19 protein-coding genes are annotated in these 17,645 nt (G+C 37.6%); 16 read left to right on the top strand and 3 right to left on the bottom strand.

The annotated features are described in order from the left end of the window. Positions 1–2: 2 nt before the first annotated feature. Together DIS06_RS05705 and DIS06_RS05700 are read left to right on the top strand one after the other, a co-directional pair. Positions 3–506 carry a hypothetical protein gene (locus DIS06_RS05705; protein WP_110112274.1) on the top strand — a complete coding sequence of 168 codons (504 nt, stop codon included), beginning with the start codon at positions 3–5 and terminating at the stop codon, positions 504–506. Between the two features lie 61 nt (positions 507–567). Then, the gene (locus DIS06_RS05700; protein ID WP_110112273.1) at positions 568–1,047 is read left to right on the top strand and encodes a glutathione peroxidase; all 480 of its coding nucleotides are present in this window, start codon (positions 568–570) and stop codon (positions 1,045–1,047) included. Positions 1,048–1,109: 62 nt separating this feature from the next. Here DIS06_RS05700 and DIS06_RS05695 read toward each other — a convergent pair whose 3' ends face one another. After that, entirely contained in the window at positions 1,110–1,574 is a 465-nt protein-coding gene (locus DIS06_RS05695; protein ID WP_110112272.1) for a DinB family protein, read from the bottom strand. 146 nt (positions 1,575–1,720) lie between these two features. On the opposite strand from DIS06_RS05695, the gene DIS06_RS05690 reads away from it, so the two are divergent. From DIS06_RS05690 to DIS06_RS05680, 3 genes are all read left to right on the top strand, one after another. Then, positions 1,721–2,377: an HD domain-containing protein gene (locus DIS06_RS05690; protein WP_110112271.1), complete on the top strand. Its 657-nt coding sequence runs from the start codon at positions 1,721–1,723 to the stop codon at positions 2,375–2,377. Continuing rightward, the gene (locus DIS06_RS05685) at positions 2,358–4,250 is read left to right on the top strand and encodes an ABC-F family ATP-binding cassette domain-containing protein (protein ID WP_110112270.1); all 1,893 of its coding nucleotides are present in this window, start codon (positions 2,358–2,360) and stop codon (positions 4,248–4,250) included. The genes DIS06_RS05690 and DIS06_RS05685 overlap by 20 nt, the downstream gene beginning before the upstream one ends. Positions 4,251–4,323: 73 nt before the next feature. Further along, on the top strand, positions 4,324–5,448 hold the full coding sequence (locus DIS06_RS05680; RefSeq protein WP_110112269.1) for a conserved virulence factor C family protein: 1,125 nt from the start codon (positions 4,324–4,326) through the stop codon (positions 5,446–5,448). 49 nt (positions 5,449–5,497) lie between these two features. Here the strand turns inward: DIS06_RS05680 and DIS06_RS05675 are convergent, their stop codons facing one another. Continuing rightward, positions 5,498–6,340: a polysaccharide deacetylase family protein gene (locus DIS06_RS05675; protein ID WP_110112268.1), complete on the bottom strand. Its 843-nt coding sequence runs from the start codon at positions 6,338–6,340 to the stop codon at positions 5,498–5,500. Between the two features lie 332 nt (positions 6,341–6,672). Here DIS06_RS05675 and ilvD point away from each other — a divergent pair, with 332 nt between their 5' ends. The 10 genes from ilvD (at position 6,673) to DIS06_RS05625 (ending at position 15,780) form a co-directional block, all read left to right on the top strand. Continuing rightward, complete coding sequence (gene ilvD, locus DIS06_RS05670; protein WP_110112267.1) at positions 6,673–8,379, top strand: dihydroxy-acid dehydratase; 1,707 nt, start codon at positions 6,673–6,675, stop codon at positions 8,377–8,379. A 198-nt stretch (positions 8,380–8,577) separates the two neighbouring features. Next, entirely contained in the window at positions 8,578–9,015 is a 438-nt protein-coding gene (locus tag DIS06_RS05665) for a BrxA/BrxB family bacilliredoxin (RefSeq protein ID WP_110112266.1), read from the top strand. 170 nt (positions 9,016–9,185) lie between these two features. Further along, positions 9,186–9,968, top strand: a complete 783-nt coding sequence (locus tag DIS06_RS05660; protein WP_110112265.1) for a class I SAM-dependent methyltransferase — start codon at positions 9,186–9,188, stop codon at positions 9,966–9,968. 58 nt (positions 9,969–10,026) lie between these two features. Then, positions 10,027–10,152 (top strand): YuzL family protein, encoded by a 126-nt coding sequence (locus DIS06_RS05655; RefSeq protein WP_110112431.1) that lies wholly within the window; start codon positions 10,027–10,029, stop codon positions 10,150–10,152. 525 nt (positions 10,153–10,677) lie between these two features. Continuing rightward, complete coding sequence (locus tag DIS06_RS05650) at positions 10,678–11,280, top strand: YpjP family protein (RefSeq protein ID WP_110112264.1); 603 nt, start codon at positions 10,678–10,680, stop codon at positions 11,278–11,280. 413 nt (positions 11,281–11,693) lie between these two features. Then, positions 11,694–12,452 carry an anthrax toxin lethal factor-related metalloendopeptidase gene (locus DIS06_RS05645; RefSeq protein WP_110112263.1) on the top strand — a complete coding sequence of 253 codons (759 nt, stop codon included), beginning with the start codon at positions 11,694–11,696 and terminating at the stop codon, positions 12,450–12,452. A 228-nt stretch (positions 12,453–12,680) separates the two neighbouring features. After that, a complete protein-coding gene (gene purU, locus DIS06_RS05640; protein WP_110112262.1) occupies positions 12,681–13,583 on the top strand; it encodes a formyltetrahydrofolate deformylase in 903 nt (300 codons plus the stop codon). A gap of 102 nt (positions 13,584–13,685) precedes the next feature. Further along, on the top strand, positions 13,686–14,480 hold the full coding sequence (locus DIS06_RS05635) for a thymidylate synthase (RefSeq protein WP_110112261.1): 795 nt from the start codon (positions 13,686–13,688) through the stop codon (positions 14,478–14,480). Further along, positions 14,477–14,971, top strand: coding sequence for a dihydrofolate reductase (locus tag DIS06_RS05630; RefSeq protein WP_110112260.1), 495 nt, complete (start codon positions 14,477–14,479; stop codon positions 14,969–14,971). The genes DIS06_RS05635 and DIS06_RS05630 overlap by 4 nt, the downstream gene beginning before the upstream one ends. 89 nt (positions 14,972–15,060) lie before the next feature. Beyond that, the gene (locus DIS06_RS05625) at positions 15,061–15,780 is read left to right on the top strand and encodes a lysophospholipid acyltransferase family protein (RefSeq protein WP_110112259.1); all 720 of its coding nucleotides are present in this window, start codon (positions 15,061–15,063) and stop codon (positions 15,778–15,780) included. Positions 15,781–15,828: 48 nt separating this feature from the next. Here the strand turns inward: DIS06_RS05625 and DIS06_RS05620 are convergent, their stop codons facing one another. Further along, entirely contained in the window at positions 15,829–16,074 is a 246-nt protein-coding gene (locus DIS06_RS05620; protein ID WP_110112258.1) for a hypothetical protein, read from the bottom strand. A gap of 250 nt (positions 16,075–16,324) precedes the next feature. On the opposite strand from DIS06_RS05620, the gene ilvA reads away from it, so the two are divergent. Further along, complete coding sequence (gene ilvA, locus DIS06_RS05615; protein WP_110112257.1) at positions 16,325–17,596, top strand: threonine ammonia-lyase IlvA; 1,272 nt, start codon at positions 16,325–16,327, stop codon at positions 17,594–17,596. Positions 17,597–17,645: the final 49 nt, after the last annotated feature.

Below are 17,645 nucleotides of genomic sequence, written 5' to 3'. Positions count from 1 at the left end.
GTATGTTCGATCCAATTGTATTTGATAATTTAAAAGTGGTGGTAGAAGGTGAAATATACGAATTGGATTTGTCAGGTGAAGTGTCGGTTGTCAATCGTGAAGATTTTGTTGATTTAGCTCACTTTACACGTACGTATCGAATTTCGTTTCAGCAACATGGATGTTGCATTGCAACGTTAAAGCTGTCAACCGATCTTGATAATATTCATGCAGAACTGAATCCAACGAGAAACGAAAAGCCAGGATGTACGGTTTTTATTCAATTTACATATACACAGAATGTCCCTTTTGATAAACAGCAATGTGCAAATATTCAACAGATGCTTGAAGACATTTGGGGCGAAACGAGAATGATCACACAGCGGCTGTCTCAAGAAGTAGGGAAAGAGGAATATGAAAACTTGATTACTGTCACATTTAATCGATTTATTTACGAAGATCAAGTGGGAGACTTGGTTGAGATGATTGATTATATGTTGCAAACACTTGATGCACTAGAACAGTAAAGAGTTCTCTCTTTGCTCTTTCTTTATGAATGATTATAATGAAGAAAAAGGAGGAACGAAGATGAGTGTATATGAATATTCAGCAAAAACGATCAAAGGTGAGGATGTTTCGTTAGATCGTTTTAGAGGGAACGTCATGCTTATTGTAAACACAGCAAGCAAGTGTGGATTTACACCACAGTACAAAGAATTGCAAGCGCTTTATGAAGAGTTTAATGAACAAAATGTCACCATTCTTGGCTTCCCGTGTAATCAATTTGGTAGTCAAGAACCAGGAAAAGAACAAGATATCGAGCAGTTTTGTCAGTTGAATTACGGAGTGAGCTTTCCGATGTTTGCAAAAGTTGATGTAAAAGGTGAGCATGCTCATCCATTGTTTACATACCTGACAGAAGAAGCACCCGGATTGCTTGGATCGAAGGGGATTAAATGGAATTTCACTAAGTTTCTCGTTGACCAAAACGGAAAAGTTGTGAAGCGGTATGCTCCTCAAACGTCACCAAAAGACATTAAGAAAGACATTGAAGAGTTGTTAAAGTAATAAAGAGAAGAGGGCTGAGTCAAACAGGGGTGTTTTTTGCCCCGTTTGTCTCGGCCTTTTTGTTATTTTACGTTCATGTAAAGCGGTAATTCAGTATGACCCATTTCACGTACATACACAAATAAATTTCCTTTATGATGAATTTCATGATCGATTGCAATTGAGAGCATTTGTTTTCCTGTTAAATTTGAACCGAAAATGGCAGCGACTTCTAACTCTTTTTCTAATTCTTCTTCAGTTAAAGACTCAAGTAATTTAACAGTCTGTGTTGTGTATGTATGTGCGAGTGTGGATAAGCTCGATTCGGTTTCTTCTTTTCTTTCTTGGAAAGGAGATAGATTTCCCACTTTTACAACAGCTACAAACTTGTAAAACGATGTCATCATGTGTGTCACAAGCTTTTGTGCAGACATAGAAGTAGGCGTTGGTTTGTAATCGTAATGAGTTTCTTCAATTTTTTGAATTAACTCGTTTGTAACAGAACGGTGTGATAAAAAGTGTTGGAGAAGTTGATTTGTATTGCTCATAAAAAGAGCCTCCTTATAATAAAAGATCCTATAAAATTATATCACTGCTAAGAAGAAGAATGCGAGCGAGAACCCTTTTAGAGTCTAAATGGAAGTGAAGCGCTGTTTCATGATAGAATAAGGCATGATGATAGGAGAATGATTAAATGGAAGAAGTGATAAATAGAACGAAAGGATGGGTTCGTGAGAAGCTAAAACATGATACGACAGGACATGATTGGGCGCATATTAGGCGTGTTTATAATCATGCAATCTATTTAGCTTCTAAAGAAGGGGGACAATTACCCGTTATTCAATTAGCAGCTCTTTTACATGATATCGTGGATGATAAGCTAGTAAAGGACGTGGATGCTGCCTATATTGAATTGACGGATTGGCTTCACTCTCAACTTTTGCCTGAATCCATGATTATACATATTTTAGACATTATTAAAAACATGTCTTTTAAAGGTGGAAGCGGTTCTTTTATGCAAACTATTGAAGGGAAAATTGTTCAAGATGCTGATCGACTAGATGCGATTGGCGCAATTGGAATCGCGCGGACGTTTATGTATGCAGGGGCAGTAGGGCATGCGATGTATAAAGAAAACGTATCTGTAAGAGAAACAATGACAGAAGAAGAATACCGCAACGGATCATCTACAGCGATTCAACATTTTTATGAAAAATTGTTAAAGTTAACAGAATTAATGAATACGCAAACAGCAAAAAAGCTAGCACAAGAGCGACATGACTATATGGAGCAATTTTTAACACAATTTATGAAAGAGTGGAAAAACGATTATGAAAATGTTGACGGTTGAACATGTAACAAAAACATATGGAGATAAAGCGTTATTCTCTGATCTTTCTTTTACCATTTCAGAGAATGAACGTATTGGTTTAATTGGGATTAACGGTACAGGGAAATCGACATTATTAAAAATTATTGCAGGTCTTGACGTGAGTGATAGCGGTGAGCTGATGCATCCAAAAGATTATCGCATCAGCTATTTAGCACAACAGCCTGACTTCGAAGCTGACTTAACAGTGCTAGAACAAGTATTCAGTGGTGAAACACCTCTTTTGAAATTATTGAAAGAATACGAGGTAAGCTTGTTTAAATTAGAACAAGAGCCTGAAAATGAAACCTATCAACAGCATTTGTTTGCCCTTCAACAGCGTATGGATGCAATGAACGCATGGGAAGCGAATTCAAGTGCACAAGCCATTCTTACAAAGCTTGGGATTACAAACATGCGCGCTAAAATTGGAGAATTGTCAGGTGGTCAGAAAAAGCGTGTAGCCATTGCTCAAGTACTAATTGAAACACCAGATTTACTTATTTTAGATGAACCGACTAACCATCTAGATTATGAGACAGTCAAATGGTTGGAAGAGTATTTAGCAAAATATCCAGGTGCTGTTTTATTAGTGACCCATGATCGTTATTTCTTAGATGCTGTGACGAACCGTATCTTTGAACTTGATGGTGGGAATTTATATAGTTATCAAGGGAATTATGCGTCTTTTTTAGAAGGAAAAGCATTGCGTGAAGAACAAGAGCAAGCAACACAGTCAAAATTGCATAATTTATATCGAAATGAACTTGCTTGGATTCGTCGTGGAGCAAAAGCACGCACAACCAAACAAAAAGCACGTATCCAACGATTCGATGCACTAGAAGGTAAGTTAGATCATAGTGAAAAAGAAAAGCTAGATTTAAGTTTAGCAGGGAGTCGTCTTGGTAAAAAAGTGTTTGAATTAAAAGAAGTAAGCAAATCATATGAAAATAAAGTGATTCTGTCTTCATTTACACATATCGTCAAAAAAGGAGATCGCATTGGAATTGTCGGTCAAAATGGAAGTGGAAAGTCAACACTTCTTAATATGATTGCAGGTCGCATTGAACCCGATGCAGGTGAAATCGATCAAGGACAAACGGTAAAAGTCGCCTATTATACACAAGAAAGCGATGATATGGACTTGAATCAGCGCATGCTAGAGTACATTAAAGAGTCTGCAGAAGTGATTCATACAACAGACGGAAAAACAATTTCTGCTTCACAAATGCTCGAACGCTTTTTATTTCCATCACATACACATGGAACCCCGATACGAAAACTTTCAGGTGGAGAGCGCCGACGCCTTTATTTATTGAAATTGTTAATGACCGCTCCGAATGTACTGTTACTCGATGAGCCAACCAACGACTTAGATACACAAACGCTTACGGTACTAGAAGATTATTTAGATGAGTTTCCAGGTGTGGTAGTGACGGTATCTCATGATCGCTATTTTTTAGATAAAGTGGCTGATTATTTGCTTGTATTTGAAGGCAATGGCCATATTTCAACCTATTTTGGAGCTTATACTGATTACTTAGAAGCAGAAATGACAAAGAAGCAAGTCCCGGCTACGCCGAAAGTAAAGGAAGAGAAGCCAAAACAACAAGATAAACTTAAAAAGCGTCGTTTATCGTACAAAGAGCAAAAAGAATGGGAAGAAATAGAAGATAAAATTGCAGCAAAAGAAGCGGAAATTGAGCAATTAACAGCTGAGGTTGAAAACGCAGGAAGTGATTATTCAAAAGCCCATGAACTATCTCAAAAACAAGAGCAAGCTAGTGAAGAGCTAGATGAGCTAATGAATCGATGGGCGGAGCTATCAGAATTAGTAGAAGCATTGCAAGGATAATCACCTCGTTAGACTCTCGTTTTTTAACATGCTAAAATTCGAAGTAAACAAGTGAAGAAGGAGTCGTTTAGGAATGAAAATCAAAGCGATCGAACCAACACCAAGTCCGAACACGATGAAAATTACATTAGATCAAGAATTACCTGGTGGAAAAAGCAACAATTACCATAAAGACAATGTAGAGGGAGCTCCGCCTGTGATTCAACAGATTATGAAGGTTGAAGGCGTAAAAGGCGTGTATCACGTTGCTGACTTTTTAGCTGTCGAGCGAAATGCGAAGTACGATTGGAAGCAAATTCTACCTCAAGTCCGTGCTGCATTCGGAGAAGAGGTGTCTGATCAAAGCAATGAGGAGCAGAAGATAAACGAACATTTTGGTGAAGTAAAAGTATTTGTACAAATGTTTAAAAATGTTCCGATGCAAGTAAAGCTAACTGATGATCACGAGGAAAAGCGTGTTGGATTACCTGAACGTTTTGCAAAAGCAATTGCTGATATTCAAACATTTGCTGATAACGTTGTACTAGAACGCAAGTGGAAAGAACATGGTGTACGTTATGGAGAACTTGCTGATATTGGTGAAGAAGTCGCGGAAGAACTAGCTGCTGCGTATCCACAAGACCGTCTAGATCGTTTAGTGAATATGGCAAAGCAGGAAAAAGAAGGTGGAGTGGTTGTTCAACCTCGTCAAAGCTATGAGGTAACACTTGAGATGCTTGATGATGAAGATTGGTCAAAACGATATGCACATCTTGAACAAATGAATCCAATAAAAGAAGACTTAACGGTGTTAGATAAGGCGCTAGAAGATGAAAAAGCGTCAATTCGTCGTCTTGCAACGGTTTATTTAGGGATGATTGAAGACAAAGATGTTCTCCCTTATTTGTATAAAGCGTTACGTGATAAGTCGGTAACGGTAAGACGTACTGCTGGTGACTGTTTATCTGATTTAGGCTTTGAAGAAGCGATTCCGGCAATGTGTGAAGCATTGACGGACAAAAATAAACTGGTTCGCTGGCGTGCAGCTATGTTCTTATATGAAGTAGGTGACGAATCAGCACTGTCAGCCTTAAAAGCAGCGGAAGATGACAAAGAGTTTGAAGTTGCAATGCAAATTAAATTAGCCATCGAGCGTATTGAAGGTGGGGAAGAGGCAAAAGGGTCTGTTTGGAAGCAAATGACTGAAAGTCGTAAGTAATTAATGGTAATAGAAAAAACGAGGCTATAGGTAGCCTCGTTTTTTTCTATTACCGAACTTTAAATTGAAGTGGCTCAATTGTTTCATTAATCGTAATGGGCTGATAGCCAGCCTTGTTTGTAAAGCTTAAAACTTCAGGTAATGATTCAGCTGTGAATGATTTGTCGTGAAAAAGTAAGATGGGTGTTTCACCACGAGATTCTAATTTAGTTAGCTGTGGGAGGATATTTGAGATAATTTTTGGAGCGGAACGAAGTGTCCAGTCTTCACTGTCAATATTCCAATCCCACATTTGATAATGAGATAACAAGTCTGTTCGGTGCGGTTCTTTTAAGTAAGGAGCACTTCCAAAAGGAACTCTAATGAGTGTGCTGTCTACGTTTGTAATTGATTTCAGTGTACCTAAGCAGTCTTGCATTTCGGTCAATGCTGAACCATCTGCACCGTAAAACTGACTTAGGTTGTGACTAACGCCGTGACATCCCACTGCGTGGCCTTCGTTTACAATTCGTTTTGTAATGTCTGGGTGCTGTTCCATTTGTCCTTTCAACATAAAAAAGGTTGCTTTTGCTTCATACTGCTTTAATACATCTAAAATATGTAATGTGTCTTTTGTTGGACCGTCATCGAATGTTAAATAAAGGGGTTTCTCTAACTGTTCATTATCACGAGTAACAGTTGTTGTGACAAACGAACGGTTTATTTGTTTTTTTAATCCTTGAGAGTATGCAGTTTCACGAGTGGGTAAGTTTTCATGTGTAAACGTCTTTTCCGTTGCTATCACTCTTTCTCGTCCTTTTACTTCCGTAATCGTGAAAATAGACGTAATAATCATAATGAAAACTGTCATAAGAACGTAAAAAGATTTTTTGGGCTTTCTGATGATGCGCATAGTTAAAAATCCTCTCTTTATATATGTAAATCTAATTAAATAATCTAAAATGACTTTTTAAATAGAAAGTCACTTCCAGGTAGACATCCAATTTCCCGGGGGCTTTTCCCTTCAAAGGTCCGTTCCGCTTAACTAGCTGATGCTAATTATCCACTTATCCTCTCTTTAACTATAATACAGATAATCTATGAATAATAGTCAAAAAACGACAATCATGTACCAAAGAGAGGAAAAAAAATAGATTGTTAAATTTTTAGAATATTATTGCAAAATAAAGAGAAACGTACTATAGTGGTTAGAAAATATAGAAAAGTTAGACAGGAGGAGTCATTGTGACAAAAGATTTACGAATTCGCAGTAAGGCAATCAGTGATGATATTAGACGTGCTCCAAACCGTGCTATGTTACGAGCGGTTGGGTTTAAGGATGAGGATTTTCAAAAGCCGATGATTGGTGTTGCAAGTACTTGGAGTGAGGTAACACCGTGTAATATACATATTGATGATTTAGCTGTAAAAGCAAAAGAAGGAGTTAGAGATGCTGGTGGAGCACCACTTATCTTTAATACGATTACGGTATCAGATGGAATTTCAATGGGAACACCAGGTATGCGTTACTCTTTACCAAGTCGTGATGTCATTGCAGATTCAATTGAAACAGTTGTAGGTGCAGAAAACCTTGATGCATTTGTAGCGATTGGAGGTTGTGATAAAAACATGCCAGGCTGTATGATGGCAATTGGTCGCTCCGAGGTACCTGCTGTGTTCGTATACGGAGGGACAATTGCAGCTGGTCATCATGATGGCAAAAAGTTAGACATTGTCTCAGTATTCGAAGGAGTAGGTCAATATAACAAAGGTGATGTCTCTGAAGCTGAACTGAAGCACATCGAGTGTAATGCTTGTCCAGGATCAGGTTCATGTGGAGGAATGTACACAGCAAACACAATGGCATCTGCGATTGAAGCGTTAGGTATGAGTTTACCAGGTAGTTCTTCAAACCCAGCAGAAACACCACTAAAAGTAGAAGATTGTTATAAAGCGGGTCAAGCAGCGTATCAACTACTCGAACAAGGAATCTATCCGAAAGACATTATGACAAAGAAAGCTTTCGAAAATGCCATTACAGTTGTCATGGCGCTTGGCGGTTCAACAAATGCTGTGCTTCACTTATTAGCGATTGCTCATTCTGTTGATGTAGAGTTAACGTTGGATGATTTTGATCGTATTCAAAAGAATGTTCCACACTTAGCTGATTTAAAACCGAGTGGAAAATACGTTATGGAAGATCTCCACAAAATTGGTGGTGTTCCAGCTGTTATGAAATATTTATATGAACAAGGATATTTACATGGAGACTGTTTAACGGTAACAGGTAAAACGTTAGCAGAAAACTTAGTGGACGTTCCATCGTTAGCTGATGGACAAGACATTATTAAACCAATTGACGAAGCGTTCCGAAAAACAGGTCCTCTTGTCATCTTAAAAGGAAACTTAGCACCGAGTGGGGCGGTAGCCAAAGTATCAGGTGTAAAAGTATCACGTCATACGGGTCCTGCTAAAGTCTTTAATACAGAAGAAGAAGCAACGCAAGCTGTATTAAAGAATGAAATTAAAGAAGGCGACGTACTTGTTATTCGCTATGAAGGACCAAAAGGTGGGCCTGGAATGCCTGAGATGTTATCGATTTCTGCTATCTTAGTTGGAAAAGGATTAGGTGAATCAGTGGCTTTATTAACAGATGGACGCTTCTCAGGTGGTACACATGGTCTTGTAGTTGGACACATTTCACCTGAAGCACAAGTAGGTGGGCCAATTGGACTTCTTCAAAATGAAGATATGGTAACAATCGATTCTAAGACACAAGAGATTACAATGGAAGTGTCGGAAGCAGAGTTAGAAAGACGTCGTCAGCAATGGACAGCTCCATCTCTTCGAAATAAAGGAGTTCTATCTAAATATGCCCGTCTTGTATCCTGTGCATCTAAAGGGGCAGTAACAGATTTATTTGAAGAGGAAAAAGTAGAAGTGAAATCTTAATGAGAACAAAAAATTCAACATGGCCTTCAGTGTCATGTTGAATTTTTTTGCACGGAGCTAGAAAACCTGCTAGAAGCAAGAAGAAGTTATTTGCATATATAAGGAGAAAGGAAAAAGAAGATTAAAGCCTATACGTTGATTTTCTAGTTTCATTTATAGTATGCTTTTAGCGTCTATGAAGAGTAGGAGGAATGTACGATGTCAATGGCATATGAAGAATACATGCGTCAAATTGTGAAGCCAATGCGTGAGGAGTTAACGCGTGCTGGTTTTAACGAATTAACAACAGAAGAAGAGGTTGTTAACTTTATTGAAGGTGTTGAAGGTACAACATTTGTTGTTGTGAACTCTGTTTGTGGTTGTGCAGCGGGATTAGCTCGTCCAGCTGCAACACAAGCTTATTTGCAAGTAGATAAAAAGCCAAATCATGTTGTGACTGTGTTTGCAGGTCAAGATAAAGAAGCAACAGCAAAAATGCGTGAATACTTCGGCGATATTGAGCCATCTTCACCATCAATGGCATTATTAAAAGGAAAAGAGGTTGTCCACTTCATTCCACGTCATGAGATTGAAGGTCAGCCGCTTGAAGCGATTTTTGAAAATATTTTAAACGCCTTTAACACTCACTGCGAGTAAGGCCTAAAAAAAGTTCGCTGTTTTGTCACAATGGTCAGCTAGACTTTTGAAACGAAAGCGCATATACTTTGATGAGGAATTAAAAAGGATGTCTTTGGACGTCCTTTTTTCATTGAGAAAATTGAATGACTATTCAAAATAGAGCGTGGTGGATTAAAGTAGGAGGGTAAATGAAAGTGATTGTAACGACTGCAGGTCGAACAAATGAAGAGATGGTCGTGATGGCTCAGCATGTTGCGTCAGATTTGCACGTTCCATTTGTTGTGAGGAAAAAAGAGTCCATTAAAGATATTCAAGTTCGTGAAGATGCCGATGTGTTGATTGTTGGAAAAGAACGGCTAGAGATTCATCCTCATGGTAGCGAGGAGCCTGTGTTTTTTCATCCAAACTCAGCTATGTTTCGAGTGAAAAGAGTACTACGTGGTGAAACAGAGCCGTTTTTAGAAGCAACAAAACTTGAAAAAGGAATGTCTTTTCTTGATTGTACCTTTGGGTTAGGATCGGATAGTATTGTAGCGAGTGTGGCAGTTGGCAAAGAAGGAAGAGTCGTTGGAACAGAAGGAAATCGATACTTAACGTACCTGTGTCAGCGAGGGTTAAAGAGTTGGGAAAGCGATGTATTTGAAATGGATGAAGCGATGAAAAGAATTCAACTACACCACCAAAACTTTGAGGCGTTTTTACGTTGCTGTGAAGATAACAGCTTTGATGTTGTCTATTTTGATCCAATGTTTCCTGATTCGATTGAAGAGTCTGATGGAATCAAAGGGTTAAAAAGCATTGCACTTTATTCATCTTTCACGGAAGAAGTGATAAAAGAAGCAAAGCGTGTAGCGAAACAGCGAATTGTGTTAAAAGATCATTGGAAAAGTGAGCGATTTGACATGTTTTCCTTTCATGTGTATAAGCGCAAAACAGCTAAATTTCACTTTGGGGTGATTGAGCTAACGTAATGGTTTCATTATAAAGTAAGGTAAAGAGGGCACACTAGGGGTCGGAGGTGTGACAAAAATGAGTCGAATTAAAAAAGATCATTCAAAATCAGACTTAGCCGCTCCAAATGTGCAAGGTCAAGGAACGACAACATCTGAAAAGGGTGTTGAAAAAAGTTCATCACGAATGAAACAAAAGAAATAAACCTTCTACATGTTCGTAGAGAAAAATAGACCATCACTAATCCCTTAGTGGTGGTCTATTTTCTGTGAACTAATCAATAATTGTTAATGTAATAAAGTAAACCATTAATACAAGGCTTGAAACGATATAAATTGCATCCATGAAAGCACACCTTTCTGCACTTATTTTTATATTTTACGTTTACATAAAACGAAAACGGCTATTGTTTTATGTAGAATAACTTATTACGTATGTACACAAGTTTTTTAAAAGTATTCCACAATTTTAAAAAATTGAAACTTTTTTCTTACCTATTCGTCTATATAAATGTGAACAACGTTAAAAGTGTCTTTCAATTTTATGAACAAATGAAAAAAGAGCAGTAAATCGCTTCCAAGTATGTTACAATACTGAATAAGTTTTGATGTGAAACGAGCGTTATAAAAGTAGAGAAAATGTATATCTTTTCAGGAGCAGTTAGCTGTTTTTACATGTAATGAATGTGACTTTATATGCAGAAATGGTAGTAGAAAGGAATGATTTGTTATGCCGAAATGGTTTCGTAAAACATTAATTGTGTTAATTACGGTTTTCACATTCGGTTTAGTTACCCCACCTGAATATTTATATGTAGATGATGCAAAAGCGGACAAGCATCATAAAGCTGGCTATATAAAAGAAAACATCCCAATTAGTACGTATGAGCAGTATTATGAACTTCCAACAGAAGAAAGTAAGTACGAAAATGCTGAATCATTCGTGTTATTTGCGATGGAAGAAGCGGAAAAGCAATCAATTGAAAAGTTTGGTGCGAAAATTACACCTGTGATTGAAGATGAATTTAAAGAAATCGTTTTACCTCAAATTGAGACGGTGCTCGTAAACTTAGCGAACGAGCGGAAGGAAACGATTAACAACCTTGAGATTAGTGAACATCCTGCAGCTGGTTACGGAGAAAAAATCTTTCACGTGTACGACCGAGAAAGTGGACAAGATCTAATTCGTTTTCACGTTCGACGAGAAAATCCTCCAAAAGAAGGGTACTGGTTCAACTTTCATTACCATAAAGCCGATGACAATTTCCATAAGCACTATGAATTAGGAAAAATTTATTGGAATCGTAACATGCCGCCAAAGTGGATGAGTTAAAAAAGAGGTTGGGACATAAGTGTTTCAGTTGATAAGATATCCGAACTATTTTTGAGTTATACACTCTTTATAGTTCGGATATTTTTTTGATTTGAAAAACAAGTTTAAAAGAATAGTGGAATGGAGCGTAAGACACTCGACTCCTGAGGGAAATAGAGGAAAGGCTGAGATCCCACAGGAACGAGGAGGCTCAGGTTCCTCCCCGCGGAAAGCGAGTGGCTGGAGCGACATGGAACGAACTTGTTGTTATAACATAATGATGATAGAAACGGTATTGTTCGCTTTTGACAAGGAATCATTTCGTTATGTCTCACCCTCTTTTTTAAAATAGAAGATAGTGGAAGATATTACATCACGAAATAAATTAGTAGTATGGTAGGATAAAAGAACAGCATATATAAGGGGAGATATATATGAATGCACGGATTGTTGTTCTTTTGCTTTTAATTTTATTCATTTCCCCTATCATTACGTATTCCTCCTTCGAACGCGATTCAATTGCTCTTGGCGATACATCGCTAGCTAATGATATTACGTATGAGAGAAAACAAGTATCCTACTATGTGGAAAGAATTATTTATCTTCCAAAAGAATCTTATAATAAAAAAGATGTAGAGTTGATGGTGAAACGAATAGCGGCCATTAACCCTTTTTTACTTGAGCAAATGTATAAAAAACATGTACGAATGAAGTTCTTTACAGGAAAGTTGACAAATGAGCCAGCTTTTTCTCACTTAAAAGGAGTCAAACCAAGAGGATACAGTGAGTCAGGTCCTACATGGGATGATATTCCAGGAGCTGGAGGATCGACAACAGTTTATGTAAAGATTGGACATAGTGATAAGGGGAACGGTCACGGATCAGTTAATTTAGAGCTTCATGAATTAGGGCATACGATTGATCAGCACGTCTTAAATGGAATCCGTAGAAACAAAGATTTCTTAACTCATTGGCAAAACGAGCGAAATCAGTTGTTTCCGAATAAAGCTTATTTTTTATTATATCCAGAAGAGTACTTTGCGGAAGTGTTTGCGATGTATTATACCAATGAATTAACGCGAAGACGGTTGCAAGCTTTAGCACCTAATACCTATTCTTATTTAGAGCAAATACTAGAAATTTATCCGGTTCCAAAGGGAAAAAACTTGTTTTCGATGAGTACCATAAAGTAGTACCCTTTTAAGAGGAGGGGTCTAAAGGGAAAAGCGCTTCCCAGTTGGCTACCTCTTTTTCTTTGTTCACTCGTTTATATACTAGCTACTGCGTAACAAAGTTAAATGGATTGGAAGCGGTTACTTTTTGGTTGTAGGTTAAAAAGCGAAAACAACGCTTTGAAATTGGAACAAGAATGCTTATAATGAGTAAATAGTCTGAAAATAAAGAGATGTGAGGGATAAAGCATGAAAACACGTATTGAGGGTCATCTTCGTTCATTTCAAGAAAAAAATCGCAATCGTGGTCGATTACTTGTTAGTTGTCCAGATCAACCAGGAATTGTAGCAGCTGTATCCAATTTTTTGTATGAAAAGGGAGCAAACATTGTTGAATCAAGTCAATATTCAACAAACCCAGAAGGCGGTACGTTTTTTATTCGCTTTGAATTTGAATGTGAGAATTTAAGAGAAAAAGAAAACATGCTTGAACAAGAATTTATGTCAATCGCAGAGAGATTTTCAATGGATTGGACATTTACATATGCCTACAAAGTAAAGAAAACAGCGATTTTTGTATCAAAAGAACTTCATTGCTTACTTGAGTTATTATGGGAGTGGCAAAGTGGAGATTTTACCACGGATATTGCGTTAGTCATTAGTAATCATGAAGATGCAAGAGATATTGTTGAGTCGATGGGCATTCCATTTCATTATATCCCAGCATCAAAAGAAGTTCGTAAGGAAGTAGAAGCACAGCAACTGCAACTATTAAAAGAGTATAACATTGATTTAATTGTGCTAGCGCGTTACATGCAAATTTTAACACCTGACTTTGTCAATGCACATCCAAATCGTATTATCAATATTCATCATTCATTCTTACCAGCATTTATCGGAGCAAGACCTTACGAGCGAGCGTACAAGCGAGGTGTGAAATTAATTGGAGCAACGTCTCACTATGTAACGGATGATTTAGATGAAGGGCCAATTATCGAGCAAGACATTGAGCGAGTGAATCACAGAGACAGTGCAGATGACTTGAAAAAGATCGGCCGCTTAATCGAACGTACAGTATTAGCTAGAGCTGTAAAATGGCATTTAGAAGATCGAGTGATTGTTCACGATAATCGTACAATTGTATTCAATTAACAGTTGTCTAACTACGTTACAAGTGGGAAGAGGAGACAGAAACAACGTCTGCTCTTTTTGTGGTACAATAGAAAAGGAATTTTGTAAAAGGATGTGTCGGACTTGAAGCAATACCTTGAGCTTTGTGAACATGTGTTAAAAGGTGGAACAAAGAAGGAAGATCGAACGGGAACAGGAACAATTAGCACATTTGGTTATCAAATGCGTTTTGATTTACAAGAAGGTTTTCCACTTGTTACAACGAAGAAGCTTCATTTGAAATCAATTATTCATGAGCTTTTATGGTTTTTAAACGGTGATACAAATGTTAAATACCTTCAAGATAATGGTGTTCGTATTTGGAATGAATGGGCAGATGAACATGGAGAGTTAGGCCCTGTCTATGGACATCAATGGAGATCGTGGCCAACAGCAGATGGACAAACAATCGACCAAATCTCGAATTTAATTGATCAAATTAAAAACAATCCAGATTCAAGGCGCTTAATTGTGAGTGCGTGGAATGTAGCGGATGTGGATAATATGGCACTCCCTCCTTGTCACTGTTTATTTCAATTTTATGTGGCCAATGGAAAGCTATCGTGTCAGCTCTACCAACGATCAGCGGATATTTTCTTAGGTGTTCCGTTTAATATTGCATCTTATGCGTTGCTTACGATGATGGTAGCACAAGTATGTGACTTAGAACCAGGTGAGTTTGTTCATACGTTTGGAGATGCACATATTTATACGAATCACCTTGATCAAGTGAAGTTGCAGTTAACGCGTGAACCACATCCATTACCAACAATGAAAATTAATAAAGATGTGAAGTCGATTTTTGATTTTAAATATGATGACTTTGAACTAGTTAATTATCAGGCGCACCCGCATATTAAAGGAGTTGTAAGTGTATGATTTCATTGATTGCGGCGATGGACAAGCAGCGTTTGATTGGGAAAGAGAATGATTTACCTTGGCGGCTTCCAGAAGATTTAAAGCATTTTAAGAAAATCACAACTGGACATACGGTCGTCATGGGACGAAAAACGTTTGAATCAATTAGAAAGCCACTTCCAAATCGGACGAATGTGATTGTCACTCATCAAAAAGCGTATCAGCCTGATGGCACAACAGTTGTTCATTCGTTAGATGAATTAGAGAACCTTGATCAAGAATTGAACGATGAATTGTTTGTTATTGGAGGGGCAACTTTATACGAACAAATGATAAACGTTGCATCACGCCTTTATATTACTCATATTGATGAAGTGTTTGAAGGTGATACATACTTTCCAGAGATTGATTTAACAAAATGGAAAGTCGTAACAAAAGAGCAAGGGCCAAAAGATGAAAAAAATCCATATACGTATTACTTCACCATGTATGAGCGAAAAACGAACGAATAAGTTGTATCATGAGTACAAGCAGATAGTTCTTTCCGGACTGGATGGAGCTATCTTTTTACGTATGGATGTAAAATAGGAGTGTAATAAGTATGTTTCGCAAGATGTATTTCTTTCTTTATTTTTTTGCTTACTTGATTTATAGTTTACCAACCTTAAAGAAAGTAAAGCAATTACCACCGACAATGTCTGTCGATGAGCGCGATCGTGTGCAACATGATCTTCCAAAGAGATGGGCGAGAAATTTAGTTGGTATTACAGGATCAACGATTACGGTAACAGGAAACGAACATATTCCAAGTGGTCCTGTGTTGTTCGTAAGTAATCATCAAGGAAACTTTGATGTCCCAGTATTGTTAGGATTTGTTGAAAAACCGTTTGGGTTCTTTTCAAAAGTTGAAGTAAAAAAGATTCCATTTATTCCAAGGTGGATGGAAGTGATGAACTGTGTGTTTGTAGATCGATCAAATCGTCGTCAAGCTTTACAATCTATTAAGGATAGTGTTGCTCTTTTAAAAGAAGGTCACTCAATGGTTATTTTCCCTGAAGGAACAAGAAGTAAGGGAGGACCAGTCGGAGAATTTAAGACAGGTGGGTTACGGATGGCAGTAGATGCGAACGTACCGATCGTTCCAGTGGCAATTGAAGGCACATATAAAATCATGGAGCAAAGTAAATTCGGCTTTAAGTGTGCGGATGTTAGTGTTCGTATTTTACAGCCAATCACTTCTCATCTAGGTGAAGAAAAAGCAGATACAAAAGCGCTTGCCGCTCATATCCAACGTGTGATCTCAGACGAATTACAAGCATAACGCTAAAAGCGTGTGAAGAGTAAGTGATTTTCTCTTTACACGCTTTTTTTAGTTAACCGTGTTGTCCTTATTTGCCATATGGCGCTTTAAATTTAACATCATCTCGTTGTACTGCTGTGGATCTGTAAATTGTTCTGCGTGCCAGTTTTGTTCCATCCATTGAATTAATTCTTCCATCGTATTGAATACTTCTCCGCTTGTGTCTGCTTTACGTAACATAAAGCGTCCATTATCTTCATCGACTGTGATTTCACACGGAAAAGCTCCGTCTAAACTTTGCAATGAAAATTCCATATTCTCACCTTCTTTTTCGTGCTTTTTTATAGTATGTAACCAATCATTTCTGTCTATCCTTCTTCACAAAGTCGTATCTCAAAAAGGATCTATTCAAGTTTTCTTGAGAAATAACCTTTTTACAGTTAAATGGATAGAGACCAAATGATCAAAAAAATAACAATTATATTGGTTGAAAATAATGATTTTTCTAAAAATTATGTGATATAATGTACAAATTAATAAAGGAAGTACAGGAAGGAAGTTGGTTATGAAACAACAAGTAGAAAACAGAACGAAACACGTACAGTTAGAAGACATCATGATTGCCAATCAAATGATTAAAGATGTTGTTGTACATACACCACTACAGCGAAACGAAATTTTATCTGAGCGCTACGAATGTAACGTGTATGTAAAGCGTGAAGATTTACAAGTTGTCCGCTCATTTAAACTACGCGGAGCTTATAATCGAATTAAAAAACTAACAGAATCACAATTAGAAAATGGAATTGCATGTGCGAGCGCAGGGAATCACGCACAAGGTGTTGCTTATGCGTGTCGCCATTTAAATATTGATGGGAAGATTTTTATGCCTAGTACGACGCCGAGGCAAAAGGTCAATCAAGTTCAGTTTCTTGGTAAGGATAATGTTCAGATTGTGTTAACAGGTGATACGTTTGATGATTCATATGAACAAGCAATTAAGTGTAGTGAAGAAGAACAGCGTACGTTTATTCATCCGTTTGATGATGTGGATGTAATTGCTGGGCAAGGAACGGTAGCAGTTGAAATTTTTAATGATTGTGAAGACGACATTGACTACGTGTTTGCGAGCATCGGAGGAGGAGGTTTAGTAGCAGGTGTTGGTACGTATGTAAAAAGTGTATCTCCTCAAACAAAGTTAATTGGCGTAGAGCCATTAGGTGCTCCGGGGATGCAAACATCCATTGAAAAAGGAGAAGTCGTCTGTTTAGATAAAATTGATTCGTTCGTTGACGGAGCTGCAGTAAAACGAGTTGGAACTATTTCTTATGATGTGAGTCGAGAATTGTTAGATGATATTGTTGTTGTACCAGAAGGAAAAGTGTGTACGACCATTTTATCTCTTTACAATGAAAACGCCATTGTTGCAGAGCCAGCAGGTGCACTTTCAATTGCTGCTCTAGATTCTTATAAAGAACAAATCAAAGGGAAAACGGTTGTGTGCATTATTAGCGGTGGAAATAATGATATTGGACGTATGCAAGAGATTAAAGAGAAGTCGATGATTTATGAAGGGCTTCAACATTATTTTATCGTTAATTTTCCACAACGCGCTGGTGCGCTTCGTGAGTTTTTAGACGAAGTACTAGGACCGACAGACGATATTTCGCGTTTTGAATATACAAAGAAAAATAACAAGGAAAACGGCCCAGCTTTAGTAGGGATTGAATTAAAACATAAAGAAGATTACGGTCCGCTTGTTCAACGTATGGACAAAAAAGGATTTTCTTACACGGAAGTAAACAAAGAAAGTAATCTCTTCCATTTATTAATTTAATGCGTTTATTCGCTAGTGGTCACCACTTGATTGCCATTACTTTTTTTGT

Origin of the sequence: Bacillus sp. CGMCC 1.16541 (assembly GCF_003184905.1) — a bacterium.
GTDB lineage: Bacteria > Bacillota > Bacilli > Bacillales > Bacillaceae_H > Priestia.
This window is presented reverse-complemented; position numbering and strand designations above follow the sequence as displayed.